Origin of the sequence: Pseudoxanthomonas sp. CCNWLY206-1, assembly GCF_039710385.1 — a bacterium.
In the GTDB taxonomy this organism is placed as follows: Bacteria; Pseudomonadota; Gammaproteobacteria; order Xanthomonadales; family Xanthomonadaceae; genus Pseudoxanthomonas_A.
Genome location: NZ_JBDKXI010000002.1, coordinates 591,854 through 608,164 on the forward strand (window position 1 = coordinate 591,854; position 16,311 = coordinate 608,164).

General features: G+C 62.1%; 13 protein-coding genes. 2 read left to right on the top strand and 11 right to left on the bottom strand.

All coding sequences use genetic code 11. The features are described 5' to 3' along the window. Nucleotides 1–97: 97 nt before the first annotated feature. Both AADW18_RS06820 and AADW18_RS06825 read right to left on the bottom strand, forming a co-directional pair. Entirely contained in the window at nt 98–433 is a 336-nt protein-coding gene (locus AADW18_RS06820) for a hypothetical protein (RefSeq protein WP_337342596.1), read from the bottom strand. A 114-nt stretch (nt 434–547) separates the two neighbouring features. Further along, on the bottom strand, nt 548–1,531 hold the full coding sequence (locus AADW18_RS06825) for a LysR family transcriptional regulator (protein WP_337342597.1): 984 nt from the start codon (nt 1,529–1,531) through the stop codon (nt 548–550). Nucleotides 1,532–2,034: 503 nt separating this feature from the next. On the opposite strand from AADW18_RS06825, the gene cobA reads away from it, so the two are divergent. Continuing rightward, a complete protein-coding gene (gene cobA, locus AADW18_RS06830; RefSeq protein WP_337342598.1) occupies nt 2,035–3,228 on the top strand; it encodes a uroporphyrinogen-III C-methyltransferase in 1,194 nt (397 codons plus the stop codon). A 22-nt stretch (nt 3,229–3,250) separates the two neighbouring features. Further along, nucleotides 3,251–4,210 (top strand): cysteine synthase A, encoded by a 960-nt coding sequence (gene cysK, locus AADW18_RS06835; RefSeq protein ID WP_337342599.1) that lies wholly within the window; start codon nt 3,251–3,253, stop codon nt 4,208–4,210. A 360-nt stretch (nt 4,211–4,570) separates the two neighbouring features. Here cysK and AADW18_RS06840 read toward each other — a convergent pair whose 3' ends face one another. The 9 genes from AADW18_RS06840 to AADW18_RS06880 all read right to left on the bottom strand — a co-directional run bounded on the left by AADW18_RS06840 (nt 4,571) and on the right by AADW18_RS06880 (nt 16,235). Continuing rightward, a complete protein-coding gene (locus tag AADW18_RS06840) occupies nt 4,571–5,029 on the bottom strand; it encodes a hypothetical protein (protein WP_337342600.1) in 459 nt (152 codons plus the stop codon). Nucleotides 5,030–5,073: 44 nt separating this feature from the next. Beyond that, a complete protein-coding gene (locus tag AADW18_RS06845; protein WP_337342601.1) occupies nt 5,074–5,460 on the bottom strand; it encodes a VOC family protein in 387 nt (128 codons plus the stop codon). A gap of 160 nt (nt 5,461–5,620) precedes the next feature. Continuing rightward, entirely contained in the window at nt 5,621–7,168 is a 1,548-nt protein-coding gene (locus AADW18_RS06850) for an MDR family MFS transporter (protein WP_337342602.1), read from the bottom strand. 55 nt (nt 7,169–7,223) lie between these two features. After that, the gene (locus AADW18_RS06855) at nt 7,224–8,318 is read right to left on the bottom strand and encodes an HlyD family secretion protein (protein WP_337342603.1); all 1,095 of its coding nucleotides are present in this window, start codon (nt 8,316–8,318) and stop codon (nt 7,224–7,226) included. 3 nt (nt 8,319–8,321) lie between these two features. Next, a complete protein-coding gene (locus AADW18_RS06860; RefSeq protein WP_337342604.1) occupies nt 8,322–8,798 on the bottom strand; it encodes a MarR family transcriptional regulator in 477 nt (158 codons plus the stop codon). Nucleotides 8,799–9,068: 270 nt separating this feature from the next. After that, the gene (locus AADW18_RS06865; protein ID WP_337342605.1) at nt 9,069–10,073 is read right to left on the bottom strand and encodes a class I fructose-bisphosphate aldolase; all 1,005 of its coding nucleotides are present in this window, start codon (nt 10,071–10,073) and stop codon (nt 9,069–9,071) included. A 161-nt stretch (nt 10,074–10,234) separates the two neighbouring features. Continuing rightward, nucleotides 10,235–11,701, bottom strand: a complete 1,467-nt coding sequence (gene pyk / locus AADW18_RS06870) for a pyruvate kinase (RefSeq protein WP_337342606.1) — start codon at nt 11,699–11,701, stop codon at nt 10,235–10,237. 230 nt (nt 11,702–11,931) lie between these two features. Continuing rightward, complete coding sequence (locus AADW18_RS06875; protein WP_337342607.1) at nt 11,932–14,193, bottom strand: hypothetical protein; 2,262 nt, start codon at nt 14,191–14,193, stop codon at nt 11,932–11,934. A gap of 8 nt (nt 14,194–14,201) precedes the next feature. After that, nucleotides 14,202–16,235, bottom strand: a complete 2,034-nt coding sequence (locus AADW18_RS06880) for a DUF3857 domain-containing protein (protein WP_337342608.1) — start codon at nt 16,233–16,235, stop codon at nt 14,202–14,204. Nucleotides 16,236–16,311: the final 76 nt, after the last annotated feature.

Sequence of the window (16,311 nt, forward strand, 5' to 3'; positions counted from 1 at the left end):
CGACACCAAAGATAGAAAGGAGATATAGCAACGCAAGAAGAATACCGGTCGTACCAGACATCACGTTTGATTTCCTTGTCGTTGATTGAATACGAATTCAATGCGCCGCATGCGCCGTCTTCCCCCCGCAAGCCAGACACTTGCGATACGCCTCGCCCTGCCGATCGGTACGCACGCGGGACATCAGGCCGCCGCAGGCGCAGCGCAGTTCGCGCCCACGGGCCCAGCGGTAGAGACGCCAGGTTGCGTACAGTGCCCAGGTGGTGCCCAGCAGGATGGCGAGCAGAAAAGATAAAGAAGCGATGCGGCCCGGCGTGAGCGTCGCGATCGCACTTTGCGTACGCGCCACGGTCTCGGCCACGGCGAATCCACCGGTGACGATGACCACCGGCGGCGCGTACATACGCAATACCATCTTCGAAATCGGCCTCATGCGCTCTTCCCCGACGCGGTCCTGCGGCGAGCATGCCCTGTGGCGAGCCCTGCTTGTGACAAGCCTGCTATGACGAGCCTGCTGTGAGGAGCGTGTACGAACTAAGCCTCAGCGTCAATTGGTGATGCTTTGGCTCAGCGATTCCCAGGTGGGAGGTACGGGCCAGTCCGGCTCCTGGTTGCCGTCGAGCACCCTGCGCAGGTCGCGGCGATCGACTTGGGGCGCCAACACATGCACCAGTTCCAGGGCGTAGTCCCGCAGTACCCGTTCGCGCGGCAGTACCGCCCAGGCGATGCATTCCTTCACTTCCTTGGGCGCGGGCCAGGCGCGCAGGTCGGTGTCGCTGGCGTTGACCGCCATTTCCGCCAACAGGCCCACGCCCAGGCCGGTGCGCACATAGGTTTTGATCAAGTCCGCATCCAGCGCGGTCAGCGCGATGGTCGGCTCCAATCCCACGCTGGCGAAGGAACGCTGCAACGAGGACTCCGGACGGGTCGATGATTCGTAGCTGATCAGCGGCTGCTGTGCCAGTTCGGCCATGCCGGGCGCCGGTCCGGGCCGATCCAACGCGTGCCCTTTGGGCACCAGCACCAGCCGGCGCCAACGGTACAAAGGTACGGCGATGCCGGCCTGCGGCTGTTCGCCCGCGGTGCTGATGACCGCGATATCGGCATCGCCCTCGCTCAGCAGGTCCAGCGCCGCGCTTTCCGCCGCGTGCTGCAGGTGCACGCTGACCTGCGGGTAGGCGCGCTTGATCTGGGCGATTGCCGGTGGCAGTACGAAACGGGCCTGGGTGTGGGTGGTGGCCAGGATCAACTGGCCCTGGCTTTCGTGGCGCTGGTTCGCGGCGTAGGTACGGATGTTGGAGGCTTCGGCCAGCACCGCGCGGGCGCGCTCGATCACTTCGCCGCCAGCGGGAGTGATGGATTCCAGGCTGCGGCCCTTACGGACGAACAGCAGGAAGCCCAGTTCATCTTCCAACTGCTTCAGCTGCTTGGACAACCCTGGCTGGGTGGCGTGCACGCGCGCGGCCGCCAGCGTGATGTTGAGATCGGCGTCGGCGATGGCGACCAGGTAACGGAGTTGCGTAAGCGTCATTTGTAGGGCCTGTTAACACTTATGGAGCATGCCGCGCCGAGCCTGTGGGCGTGCGAGGCAAGGAAGAACGAGGGCGCGTATGTCGATACGCAACCGAGTGATGACGCGGCCACGCGCGTCCACAGGCCCGGCCCCCGTATCAAGTACGGGGCAGGCTCTTCGGGTTGTTTCCCAATGGCCACCATGCGGCGCCGCGCAGCTTGACCCCTGCCCTTCGCAGGGGCAGGCTCTGGCCACCAGCAAGGCGCAGCGCTGCGCAACACCACCTGGCGGCCATTGGGAAACAACGCGGCATACTCCATAAGTGTTAACAGGCCCTAGGTCTCGATGGCTGCGTCCGGGCGCGGACAGTAAGCAGTCAGGGTGTTCCAAAGACTAGTGGATTTACCCGGACCGTAGCGGCCTGGGCTTATAACCGCAAGACATATGCTATTCGGGCCAAGTTATTTCCGGCGGTTATCACCCGGCGCTACGGTCAGCAACCCAATCCGATGATTACCCGCGTGAGCGCTCCGCTGTTTCCCTTGTTTACCGATCTGCGCCATCGCCCCGTGCTGGTGGTGGGCGGCGGCGCGGCGGCCGAACGCAAGACCGAAGCGCTGCTGCAATCCGGCGCCCTGCCCCGCGTCGGCGCGCAGGTACTTACCGCGCAACTAAGCGCCTGGGTACAGGCGGGCCGTATCGAATGGCTGGCTGGCGAATTCCAGGAAGGTTGGCTGGACGGCGCCTGGCTGGCGATCGCCGCCGGTGACGATGCAGCCGTCAATCGGGCGCTGATGAGTGCCGCCGAAGCCCGCCGCCTGCTGGTCGCCGTGGCGGACGATGCCGAATCATCCGATTTCAACGTGCCAGCAGAGGTCGATAAGGTCCCGTTGCGACAATCAATGCAGGCCCGGGGCTCGGTGATACTGGTCGGTGCCGGCCCGGGCGATCCGGGCCTGCTCACTTTGAACGCACTGCGCGCCTTGAACCAGGCCGATGTGATCCTCCATGACCGACTGGTCAGCGAAGGAATCCTGCGCCTGGCGCGACACGATGCCGTCCGCATCGAAGTCGGCAAGTCTGCCCAGGGCCATAGCATCCGGCAGGAAGAAATCCATGCTCTGATGCTGGAATACGCCCGCGCCGGCTACCGCGTGGTGCGCCTGAAAGGCGGCGACCCATTCGTATTCGGGCGCGGCGGCGAAGAGCTCCAGTTCCTGCATGCGCATGGCATCGCTTATGAAGTGGTGCCTGGCATCACCGCCGCGGTAGCGTGCGCCGCCTATGCCGGCATTCCATTAACCCATCGCGACCACGCGCAATCGGTGCGCTTGATCACCGCTCACTGCAAAGCGTCGCTGGATACGCTGGACTGGCCGGCCCTGGCTCGGGAGCGGCAGACGCTGGCGTTCTATATGGGGGTGGGCGAATTGGAAACGCTGCGCACGCGCCTGACGGACGAAGGCTGTCCGGCTTCCACGCCATTTGCGTTAATTGAGAATGGGTCCCGTGAGGAACAGCGTGTGGTGATTGGACAACTGGATGATCTGCCGCATACCGCTCGACATCATGGCGTCCGTTCGCCCGCCCTGCTGATCCTGGGAGAAGTAGCCGCGTTGGCCGAGACACTGCATTGGTTCGGTAACGCTCCGCTGCGGGCGCCCTTGCCATATTCCAACGCCCTTTCCGCGCCTACACTGTCGCGAGCCGCCTGACCCCTTTTTTCCGGAGAACTTCATGGCTATCTACAACAGCATCCTCGACACCATCGGCCGTACTCCGGTGATCCGATTGAACCGCGTGGCGCCAACGCACGTCACGCTGTACGCCAAAGCGGAATCGTTCAATCCGGGCGGCTCGGTCAAGGATCGCCTGGCGCTGGCGATCGTGTTGGACGCGGAAGCCAAGGGCCTGCTGAAACCGGGCGACACGATCATCGAAGCGACCTCCGGCAATACCGGCGTGGCGCTTGCGATGGTGGCGGCGGCGCGCGGCTACAAGTTCGTCGCGACCATGGTCGAAACCTTCTCCATCGAACGCCGCAAGCTGATGCGCGCCTACGGCGCGAAGGTGATCCTGACACCCGCCGCCGAACGCGGCAGCGGCATGGTGCGGCGGGCGGAAGAATTGGCGAAGAAGCACGGCTGGTTCCTGGCGAGCCAGTTCGCCAATCCCGCCAACCCGGCGTATCACCGACAGACCACGGCGGCGGAAATCCTGCGCGATTTCGCTGGCTTGCGACTGGATCATTTCGTCACCGGCTGGGGCACCGGCGGTACGTTGACCGGCGTGGGCGAAGTGCTGCGCGTGGCTCGGCCGGAAGTGAAGATCACCGCAGCCGAGCCGGCCGGTGCTTCGCTGCTGCAGGGCAAGGAATGGCAGCCGCACAAGATCCAGGGCTGGACGCCCGATTTCATACCGCAAGTACTTAACCGCGATGTCGCCGACCAGATACTCCCGATCACCGACGTCGATGCCATTGCTGTCTCACGCCGATTGGCGGCCGAAGAAGGCATCTTCGTCGGCATATCCGCCGGTGCGACCGTCGCCGCCGCGTTGCAGGTAGCCGAAAAGGCCACCGAAGGTTCGGTCATCCTGGCCGTGTTGCCCGATACCGGCGAACGCTACTTCTCGACGCCATTGTTCGAAGGCGTCAACGAAGGCTCGGATGACGAGTGGTTGGCGTCGCTGGGATGACGTAGAGCGGAGCTTGCTCCGCTGTGGCACCGGGTCAGTGGCAATGATGCCGTGGCGCTAAGGTTCTCGTAGAGCGGAGCTTGCTCCGCTGCTCTACCACAACAAGCTTCGGACACATCCAGCCGAGCAAGCTCGGCTCTACGAGAAGCAACGGGCCCCAACTCTGGGAGCGACGGCTTGACCCGCCGTTCGGCGGTTAAAAGCCAACAGCCGAATGGCGGGTCAAGTCGCGACATTGATATCCCCGGTCGCGAGCAGCTCAAGCGACTAGTCGCTATCGCCTGCCGTTGCGACGGCCTCATTGCTACCGGCTCGGTACTATCGCGAGGCGCAGCTCGGCTCTACGAGAAGCGACGGGCTTTATCGGAAGAAATAAAAAGCCGCCAGCAGCGCAAGGCCGAAGAAAATCCACCATCCCTGTGGCAGCATCCGATCGCGTTGCACTGTTGATGTCTTGATCGCCTGTCCGTCTCGCGACGGATGCTTGCCTAGATAAGCATCCACCTTGTCCTTGGCTTCCTTCAAATGCAGACCGTAATGCTCGCGGACTATCTTGACCGCCTCAACCCTCTTCCCCTTGGCAAGCGCGGCGAGCGCTTCGGAAGGTAATTCGCCCGTCTCTACATGGACTGCCGCGGGGCGCTCGATCGCATCGGTTGAAAAGTTTCGCTCTCCCAACAAATAGGCATCGACGGTGTTTTTGGCAGTGCGCAGATCCATGTCATTGGCGGAACGCACCAGCTTGATCGCGACGATGGGATTGCCTTTCTCCAACGCAGCGATCGCCTCGGGCGGGAATCGGATTTGACTGGGTGACATGCTGGGTGACCCGATAGTTGTCCGGCGTCACCATAGCCCGAGCGTCAGTCCGCGTACAACTCCAGCGGCAAGTCATCCGGATCGGCGAAGAAAGTGAAGCGCTTGCCGGTGTATTCGTCCACTCGGATGGGTTCGACAGGAATGTCATGGTCATTCAGATGTTTGACTGCCGCGTCCAGATCGCCCACACGAAACGCCAGATGACGCAGACCGCGCGCTTCGGGACGCGACACCCGCGGCGGCGGTGAAGGAAACGAGAAAAGTTCTATCTGCACCCCGTCGCCAACGCGCAGATCGAGCTTCCAGGAATCGCGTTCTTCCCGGTAAGCCTCGGCGACAATCGCCAGACCCAGTATCTCGGTGTAGAAGTGCCTGGAACGTGCATAGTCCGAAGCGATGATGGCGACGTGGTGGATGCCGGCGATTTTCATCACCGCATTGTAGAGCAGCTGCGCCTCTCGTAGAGCCGAGCTTGCTCGGCTGGGCGTGTCCGAGGCCCGTACGCCAAGAGCAGCGCAGCAAGCTACGCTCTACGCAGGACGTGAAGCAGCCGAGCAAGCTCGGCTCTACCAGAGCGATAGCTCTCAACGGTCAATGCACCGCAGCCGTGTCGGTGTCAGGCTTGCCACCACCGGGAGATTTCCCGCTCTGCATCAACAGCACCAAGGGCACCGACAACAACGTCAGCAGCATCATCAGTTTGAAATCGTTGAGATAGCCGATCGCAGCGGCCTGGCGCAGCACTTCATTGTTCAACAACGCAGCGCCGGCGGCGGTGTTCGGATCCCATAGCGACGGCAACAGTGTGGTTTCCGCACCGAATGCCGGAATGCGCGCGCCGATTTCGGCGTGATTGATCTGCGACGCACGCGACAGCAGCGTCATCACGACGGAGATGCCCACCGACGACCCGATGTTGCGCACCAGACTGAAAAGTCCCGCGGCTTCGGTGCGCTGATGCGGCTCCAGCGTCGCGTAGGCCACTGCGGAGATCGGCACGAACACCAGCCCCAATCCCATGCCCTGGATGACGCCAAGCCAGACGATCGCTTCCATCGACGCAGTCGGGCCGAACTGGGTCATGCCGTGTAGCGAGTACACCATCATGGCCATGCCGGTGAGGATGGGCCAACGCGCATCCACCCGCCCCATCATCCGTCCAACCACCATCATGCTGAACATCGTACCGACGCCACGCGGCGCCAATACCAAACCAATCGTCAGCACCGGGTAGTTCATCAAGGTGTTGAGGTACGGCGGCAACAGCGCCAGCGTGGCGAACAACACGATGCCCACGACAAAGATCAGCGCGCAGCCGACCGCAAAGTTGCCATTCTTCAGCAATCCCAGATCCAGCAAGGCATGCTCGCGCCGGCGCCACCACCACAGCCCGTACAGGTACAAAGCAAGGAAAGCGAGCGCGGCTTCGATCTGGATTTCCAGGCTGCCGAACCAGTCTTCACCTTGTCCGCGGTCCAGGAATAACTGCAGGGCGCCAATACCCAGTGCTAACAGTCCCAGGCCGATGCCGTCCAGCGAGCGCTGGTGCAGTTCGTCCTTCTTGACGCTGGCCATGATGCCGATCAGCGCCAGAATGCCGATGGGCAGATTGATGAGAAATACCCAGTGCCAGCTGTAGTTCTGCGTCAGAAAGCCGCCCAGCGGCGGGCCGAGAATGGGACCGACCATGATGCCCATGCCCCACATCGCCATCGCCGCACCATGCTTCTCTTTGGGAAAAGCGTCCAGCAACAACGATTGCGAAATCGGCACCAGTGAAGCACCGAACATGCCTTGCAGAATGCGGAACAGCACCATCTCGCCAATACCGGTGGCGATGCCGCACAACAACGACGCCACGGTGAAACCGCCGACCGCGATGATCAACAGACGGCGGCGCCCCAGTCGACCCGCCAGCCATCCGGTGACGGGCGTCAGGATGGCTGCGGCCACGATGTAGCTGGTGAGGACCCACGACACTTGATCCTGAGTGGCCGACAGTGAGCCCTGCATATCCGGCAGTGCCACGTTGGCGATGGTGGTGTCCAGCGCCTGCATCAGCGTGGCCAGCATCACCGACGCCACCAGCAAGGGGCGCTTGGCATCGGCGGCGTCGGTTTTCTTGTGCGGATCGCTCATGGCTCAACTCTTGCCTTGCTCTCCCGGGGAAACTACCTTCCGGGTAAATCGGGACTCACCGCGACGCGGTGGCACGCGTCGAACTGGCGCCACCATCGCGCAAATCGACGCTCACTTCCGCGCTCATGCCTGCACGCAATTGCGGTGCGTCCGCACGATCGGCGCTATCGATTTCAACGCGTACCGGAATACGCTGCACGATCTTCACCCAGTTGCCCGTAGCGTTCTGCGGCGGCAGCACGCTGAACTCGGCGCCAGACGCTGGCGCGATGGAGGCGACGTGTGCCTTCCACTTCACACCGGGATAGGTGTCGACTTCAATCGTTGCCGGCTGACCGATGTGCATCTTGGTCAGCTCGGTTTCCTTGAAGTTGGCTTCCACCCAGATCGGCGACGTGGCCACCAGCGGCATCGCTGTCTGGCCCACATTGATGTATTCGCCGACCTGCAAGTCATGCAAACCGACGATGCCCTCCACCGGTGCGCGTACTTCCGCGTGCGCCAGGTCCAGTTTCGCCTTGGCCAGCATGGCCAGCGCGGCGCGATACTCCGGCAGATCCTGTGTGGGCGTACCGATGCTGCCGCTCAAGGTGGCAGTGGCTTCGGACTGCGTTGCAATAGCCTCGGAAAGATCGGTGCGCGCTTCGGCGACGGCGTGGCGCGCGTCGTCCAGCATCTTGCGAGCTACCAGTTGCTGCGAAGCCAGGCTTTCCATGCGCACAAGGTCGCGTTGTGCCCAGACCAGTGTTTCCCTCGCGGCAGCGATGGAACTGCCGGTGCCCGTCACCTTCGCCCGGCTCGCGTTGGCCGTGTTGGCCATGCGCGCGACCAGCGCTTCGTTCTGCGCCACGGCGATTTCCAGCGGATCGGTATCGATCTTGAACAACAGCTCGCCCTTTTTGACCGGTTGGTTCTGGTCGACCGCCACTTCCACGACGCGCCCTCCGACTTGGGGCGCGATCAGGATGCGATCGGCTTTGACGTAGGCATTGTCGGTATCCACCTCGCGGCTGGACTGGATCCATTCCCAGCCGAAAAACCCGGCAACGGCCAACGGCCCGGCAATCCATAGCCAAAGAGGTACACGGCGACGCTTGGGAGCAGGAGGAGTAGCCGCCGCTTCGGCGGTTTCGTTGATCTTGGTGGTCATGGTTCAGCCCTTGCGGAGGGAGGATTCGCCGCGGCTGGCGCGGTCGAGCTGGGAGAGGGTTTCGCGGATCTGGGAAAGCACCTTGAGCGCGGTCTGCAGTTCGCCGGGATCGACACCGGCGATGCTGTCTTCGCGCACACCGACCGACACCTGTTCGATCGCGTCCATGATCTGGGTGGATTGCGGTGACAGGTGAAGACGCCAGACCCGGCGGTCATCGGGATCACTGCGGCGTTCGACGAAACCGGCTTTCTGCAGCCGGTCGATGACCCGGCCGACGGCGATGGGCTCCATGTCCATCAAGTCGGCCAGTGCCGTCTGACTGATGCCTTCGGCTTGGTGGATACGTTTCAGCGCGCGCCACTGCACCCGGGTCAGACCCAGGTGTGCCGCACGGCGGTCGAAGACTCGCCCGTAGAGGCGGCTGAGATCGGCGATCAGGTAGCCAATGGTCGAGGTAGAGTTCGGTGCTGCGTTCATAGGTGCCTATGATATAGCTGCTTAGGCAGCTATTTGTCGGAGAATCGTGAATTCACCCTGGGGTGTTGGGGTCTGTTCACGTGGAGCAGCCGGACTTGAGAACGGTTATGCAGGCTGGCGCGCGACCAGTAGTTCCCTAGGGAAAAGCTCGCGCCGGGGACGGCGCTCCCACAGGAGCCATGGAGTGCACAGGCCATCTATCGTTCAAAGCGCAAAAAAACGCCGGCATTGGCCGGCGTTTCTTCTTGGCGCTGAACTTCCAGGCTTAAATCAGCCTTCCCACTTACCCAGTGCTGCCAAGCCGTTGTCCTTGGCGCGGGCGTGGACGATGGCCTGGGCCTTGGTGAAATTGCCCGCCAGGTCTTTCGACCACAGTGCCAGTGCCGCGGATTGCATGGCGCGGCCATAGGAGAACGACAGCGGCCAGGGCAGATTGCCCAGCTGGTTCATCGCGTTGAGGTGCGCCGTGGCGTCTTCGTCGTTCTGCCCGCCGGACAGGAACACGATACCCGGCAGGATCGCCGGCACGGTGCTCTTCAGGCACATCACGGTGGATTCGGCGACTTCTTCCACGCTGGCCTGCTCTTCGCAGTCCTTGCCGGGGACGACCATCGAGGCCTTCAGGATGGTGCCTTCCAGCAGCACGTTCTGCTCGTACAGCGCGCCGAACAGTGAACGCAGCGTGGCTTCGGTGACTTCGTAGCAGGTCTGGATGTCGTGATCGCCGTCCATCAGGACTTCCGGCTCAACCATCGGCACCAGGCCCTGCTCCTGGCACAGCGCGGCATAGCGCGCCAGCGCGTGGGCATTGGCTTCGATGCAGGTGCCAGAGGGGATGTCTTCACCAATGGTGATCACAGCGCGCCACTTGGCGAAACGCGCGCCCAGGCTGTAGTACTCCTTCAGACGTTCGCGCAGACCGTCCAGGCCTTCGGTGACCACTTCGCCCGGGCAGCCGGCCAGGGGATGGGTACCCTTGTCGACCTTGATGCCGGGAATGATGCCGTTGGCGGCCATGTACTTGGCGAACGGCACACCGTCCTTGGTGGACTGGCGGATGGTTTCGTCGTACAGGATGGCGCCGGAAATGTAGTCGCCGAGCTTGGGGGTGGTGAGCAGGAGCTCGCGATAGGCGCGGCGGTTTTCTTCGGTGTTCTCGATACCCACGCCCGCGAACCGCTTGGCGATGGTCGTGGTGGATTCGTCGATGGCGATGATGCCCTTGCCGGCGGCCACCATGGCCTGGGCGGTTTCGGCAAGCTGTTCAATGCTCATGGGTTTCCTACAGGGCGACGGGGAAGATACCAATTATAGCCCGTTGTACGAGGCGCTTCGGCGTGAACGTGGCCCGGGCGACCACGACCTGCCACCATCCAGCGGCGCTTGGACTTGTATTCCCAAGCGGCTGCCTCGTCTGCCGCGCCGCGCTTACGCGCTCAGAGTTCGCCAAGCCCCTCGGGCTTGCCATCGCTGCCGATCTGCAACAGGCGCATGGTGTTGGTGGCGCCGTGCCGCTCCATGTGGTCGCCGCTGGTGAAGATGACGCGGTCGCCTTCCACCAGCAAGCCACGGTCACGCAGGACCTGCATCGAATCACGCGCGGCTTCGCGCGGAGCGAGACCGCGGCTGTCGAAGGCGATCGAGAACACATCACGCATCATCGCCATCTTGCGGCGCGCGCCGTCGTGACGCGAGAACGCGTAGATCGGTGCGCTGGAGCGGAAGCGCGACAGGTAGCGCGCGGTGCCGCCGGATTCGGTCATCGCCACGATAGCGCGCACGCCGATGTGTTCGGACAGGAACATCGTCGCCATCGCTATGGCTTGGTCGGCGCGCTCAAGGTTGCGCGGCGCCTTTTCGAAATCGGTGTCCATCTCGAACTGCTTCTCGGCGCCCAGACAAATGCGTGCCATCGCTTCGACCGCACGTACCGGATAGCTGCCCGCCGCAGTTTCGGCCGAAAGCATCACCGCATCCGTGCCGTCGATGACCGCGTTGGCCACGTCCAGCACTTCGGCGCGGGTGGGAATGGGGCTGTCCACCATGGACTGCAGCATCTGCGTGGCGGTGATCACCACGCGGTTGCGCGCCAGCGATTCCCGGATGATTTTCTTTTGCAGGCCCGGCAGCTCGGCGTCGCCGATCTCCACGCCCAGGTCGCCGCGCGCCACCATCACCACGTCGCTGGCGTCGATGATCTCGGCCAGGTTCTCGATGGCTTCAGTGCGTTCGATCTTCGAAACCAGCGCGGCGTCGCAGCCATGCTCCAGCGCGATGCGGCGGGCGTCGTGCATATCCTGCGCGTTGCGACAGAACGATACGGCGATGAAGTCCACGCCGATCTGCGCCACGATGCCGATCAACTCCTTGTCGCGTTCGGTCAACGCGCCCAGCGACAGACCACCGCCCTGCTTGTTCAAACCCTTGCGATTCGACAATGCGCCATCGTTCATCACGGTGTTGACGATGCGCTCGCCCTCCACGCGTTCCACACGCAGCTGCATCAGGCCATCGTCAAGCAGCAGCACGTCACCCGGGCCAACGTCGTCGGGCAGCCCCAGGTAACTGACGCCGACTTGGGTGGTATCGCCCAGAGGCGCGTCCGCACTAGCGACCAGATCGAAGCGATCGCCCGCCTTCAACATCACTTTGTCTTCGGCGAAACGCTCGATGCGGATCTTCGGGCCGGGCAGGTCGGCGAGGATGCCGACTTCGGCGCCAACGCGTTGCGCAGCAAGCCGAACCGCGGCGGCACGCTTGGCTTGCCCGGAGGGATCGCCATGCGAGAAATTAAGGCGTACGACATTCACGCCGGCGCGGAATAGATCCTCCAGCACGCCCGGCGGATCGGTCGCCGGTCCGAGGGTGGCGAGGATTTTGGTGCGGCGTTGGCGGTCGGTCACGGATTGATGCTCCCCTCTCTGAGAGCCGGAGAAATTAGCATATCCATGAGACCACTCGGCGCTATTCGCATAGAAATTACGAGATAGCGGGAATGTTCGAAGCAAACCTGATTCGCTGAACCCTTGATTGGTATTTCAATGGCATCCAATCGCTGAATTCATCAAGCAATGCCTGCGATGAAGAATGTTCCACAGGCAGTGATGGCTCGGGACAGGTTTTCGTCAACCACTCAGGAATCCGTTGCCGAATCTTGTTTATCGATGTAAGGCTTCTTCGCCTGGTAAAGCTTGAGCCTGCTCACGTAGCCATCGTCGTCGTCACGTTCGTAGATGTTCGCGCTGAGGCCCCAGTAACCGATGAATTTCGAGACCGCCCTTTGCTGGGTCTCCACCGCGCGCGGATAATCTTCGGCTGCGGCCTGGCATGCGGCGACGGTATCCAGCCAGGCAGCCGAAGGTTTCGCCTCCTTCAAAATAGTCTCGGACAGTTCCATGCCGCGCTTGATATTGCGAGCCGCGGGATCCTCCGCCGTGCACAGGGCCCAGGCCAGGTTGTTGGTTGCCCAGGTCACTCCAGCTGCACGCAGTTCCTCCAACATCCGCAGTCCGCGGGCGCGATCTCCAGGTGCGTTGCTCCTGAAGAGCCATCCCGCGTAGCCCATCTTGGCGTCGCTGTCGTCAGATGCCATGACGCGATCGATCCAAGGCTGTGCATCCTTTTGCCGTCCCGCACCGAGTTCACCATCCAGGTAGCCCAGCGCCAATCGCATCTGCGACGTCGTATCGCCTGCCTCGGCATCCTGCAAGAGCCATTGGAGCGCCTTGTCCGGATCCTTTGGCGTCCCTTTTCCCTGCATCGCAAGGCGGGCCGCCCTGCGCCGCGCTTCCGGCACGTTGCCAAGGCCGCCCAAAGCCACATACCAATCGAACGCTTGCTTGACGGTCTGCCCAGCGTCCTGATGATCCTGTTCGTAGAGTTGCGCGAGGTCGAGCATGGCTTCGATATCGTTCGCATCCACGGCTGCCATCAGCCAGCGTTCGGCGGCTTTCCAATCCTGCTGGATGATGGCCTGCTGAGACAGGTACTTCATGGCCGAGGCCTGGCCGCCGAAGGCTGCTTCCCGCATCCAATGCTGCGCTTGCGTGTGGTCCGCCTGCAGCGGTTCGCCCTGCAGCAGATGAAACGCATAAGTAGCTTGTGCGTACGGGTCGCCCGCTTCGGCCGCCAGATGCATCGCCTTGACATGCATATCCTGGTTTTCCCGCTGCCGCCAATGCTCGGACAGCCACGACTGACCGGTACCCAGTGCGTTGCTGGACGGCGCCGACAGCGCTTGCAACTCACGCTCGGATAGGTCCTTTTCGCTTTTACTTATGCGTTTTGCAGCCCTCGCAGCCACAACCGGGGTCTTCTGCATTGCTCCGGCCAACACCTTTCTATCGACCGCCTTCGGACGCTCGGCCAACTCGGCCAGTTCGAGATATTCGAGCGCGACTCCTTCTTCCGTCCAAAGGCGCATGGCGGCCGACAGCACCTGATCCGCAAGCGCGGCATCACGCTTTACACCAACGCCTTCCGCGTGAATGAAGGCAAGCAGGGTCATCGGGACCACCTGCTTCTTCTCCGACAAGCCGATCAGAATATCCGGGAGGCCATCCGAACAACCATCGAACGGAGCCGTTGCGCAGATCGCCATCCATACGCGCAGCGATTGAATACCGCCATACCCGGCACTGACGCGTACTGCTTTGACCCTGGCTTGCGGGTCTTCGAGTTTTGCGGCGGCGCTGACCGCCTGCAGGTCAACGGCGGCGATCTGCTGGCCGTCGACTTGCGCATTCAAGTAGAAATCGACCAGCAGGTTTCGATAATGCGGATAGCCGGCGTAGTCATTCGTGCCCTTAAGCGCCGCTGCCGGGGCCACGTAGTCGAATACCTGATGAACTTCCCTGCCTGCTTCTTCATCCCATGCGGCTATGGCCAGCGGATAGTGTCGGGCGGGCCGGGCAAGCTTGAAATATTCATAGCGGGATTCAAGCCCGGCCATGTTCAACAGCGCGTAGACGTCCGTGGGCCCCAGCACGCGTATCGGCTTCGGCCAGGGTTGCTGGCGACCGTTCTTCAGGGCCTCCCTGGAAAGCGACAGCAGTGCCTTCTCAAGTTTTTCCGCTTTCTGCGTGTCCTTCGTGCTTTCGGCGCAAAGCATCGCTCCGTGAAGTACTCCCACGCTTATCGGAGCTTTGGCTACCGCGTCGTCGAGTTCCGCACGGTGCTCGCTGCAGGCTTCGGCGTCGACGCCTTTGGAGGAGTAACCGACCTTCTCCAAGACCGCATACGCCGAATAGGCGCCTTCGAAATCACTGGACTGCAGGAATTCCTCCCAGGCAGCTTCAGGCGCCTGCGCTACCTTATCCAGACTAACGACGGCCGGTGCCGCCATCGCCTGAAGCGGCAGTGCCAGTGCAAGACACATGCAAAAGCGGAAACGCATGGTGACCATCATTCTGATTGCCCTTCCGTTTCCATCGCGCGCAGCAGCGCCTTTATGCGTTTTTCGCGTTCCTTGCCGCTACTGGGCGCCGACAACGCAAAGCTCAGCCGGGTCGAGATATCGTCGCGGACCATTCGCAGTTGATTGATATGCATGGAAGTTTCTCCAACAGCGAGCTCGCGCTGCTTGACGCTCAGGTCGTAGCGCACATCGACTTCCTCGGGACCGACCGTGAGCTTGCGCTGATAGTCGAACGCGCTGGAAGAATGACTTGAGGTATCGCTAACGAAAGTGGGCTGCCATCCTTTCGGGTAGACGACCTTGATCTCATGCGAATACTTGCTGGGTGAGGCGAAAAAGAGCGGGCTCTGGCGGTCCATCGATGACGGCAGTGCGGAAACGGACTGCAACGATTCCGCGAAAAGATCGATCGCCTTGGCGGCGCCCACGTCCTGGAACGGCGCTTTGAGCAGGTAGGTCTCGCTGACCTTGATCTTGTTGGCCCGACGGTCGTCCACCATCGCTGCCCCGGACACCACCGTCAATTCACCAAAGCGCTTGCGGTAGTAATCCGAGTAGCGGCGAACCAACTCGTCGGCGCGCTGCGAAGCGAGGGAGCGGCGAGCGTAATCGGCAGCTTCGCCCTGGAATACGGTCTCGATGGAAAGCTTCACACCGCTGCCGGTCTTGGGAATCTCGTAGCGTTCCTGCACGGTGGTGGATTTCAGTACGACCGACGGTGACTCCACCGCTTGCAATGCACCGTTACCCGATACCAACGGCAATGCCATGCCGTACACGCTCAGATCCACGGTAGCCGGATCGCCACCCTGTTGATTGAGGGTAGGGTCCAGCCACACCACACGCTCCTTCAGCTTGGCGCGCACGATAACGTGATCGAAATTCGACGCGGAAGGAACGAAATCCGCAATGGCCCGGCCTCGGTCGATCGACACCAATGCGGGCGCGGCTTCAATGCCCATGCGCTGCAATAACGTCACCAGCAGGTAAGCCTTGTCCTTGCAGTCACCGTACCTTCGTTGCCAAGTCTGCGAAGGTGGCGCGGGACGGTGCGTGTTCTCGCCCATCTCCACCCCGAAATAGCGAATCTGGTCCTGCACCGTACGCAATGCCGCTGTCATGCGTTCCTGATCGTCGGGCAGCGCACGCCATTGATCGAGCTTCGATTCGAGTTCCGCCGGAATCTCCTGCACCCGTGGATACAGCGGAAGCCCCCAGGACACTACATCCGCCCAGCGCTGATCCCGCCCTACCTGCGCCTGTGGGTAAGGTTCGTACCAGACGGGATAGCCTTCTTCATTGACGACCGGGGCCACCGCCGTGGCGCGCATCACGATCTCAGTCGAGGACGCCGTCTTGCGAATGACGGGTTCCGGGGATCCCTTGCTCCGGTAGATGCGCGGGCGCGCATCGGGCTCCAGCAGCACACGCAAGCTGGATTCCAGCATGGGATTCGACAACGCGAAACGTGCCCAGTCCGAGACCTGGCCGGCCATTATCGGATTGCTGCCGATCACGGAGTAGGTGATCCGCACGACATCGCCGATGCGCACATCTTCCAGCACGATCAGTGCGGTGACCACACCGTCGGCCATGTCGTTCTCGAAACCCGTTTCGCGGCGCGCCAGCGACACCTTGTCCACAGCGAAGCGTTGACTCCAGCGACCGTCACGGCGCAGGTCGGCACGATGAATGATCAGCCGCTGGTATTCGGGATTGAAAGAGATCTTGAACCGTCCCGCGTCGCCCAGGTAAGCAGCCGACAGTGGTTCATATGCGTAGTCCACGTAGACTTCGTCGCGGCCTCCACGGCGATCCGCCTGCACTTCATAGCGCCAATAGCGCCATCGCTCGTCCTCGGCACTGGGTGACTTGGCAGCCCATTTGTCTGGGATCGGTTTGCTTACAACGAAATCGGGCGTCGGCCCGACCTCAAACTCGAAATCGCCACGACGATGAATTTCCGTCGCCTGCGCTGTCGCTGCCACCCACAGCAGCATTGCCATGATGATTCGCTGCATCTTCCCTGTCTTCCCCTGGACCGTTGAAAAACCCGAACTACATATAGGCGGACGCTTGCCCCCAAACGTCCGCCTC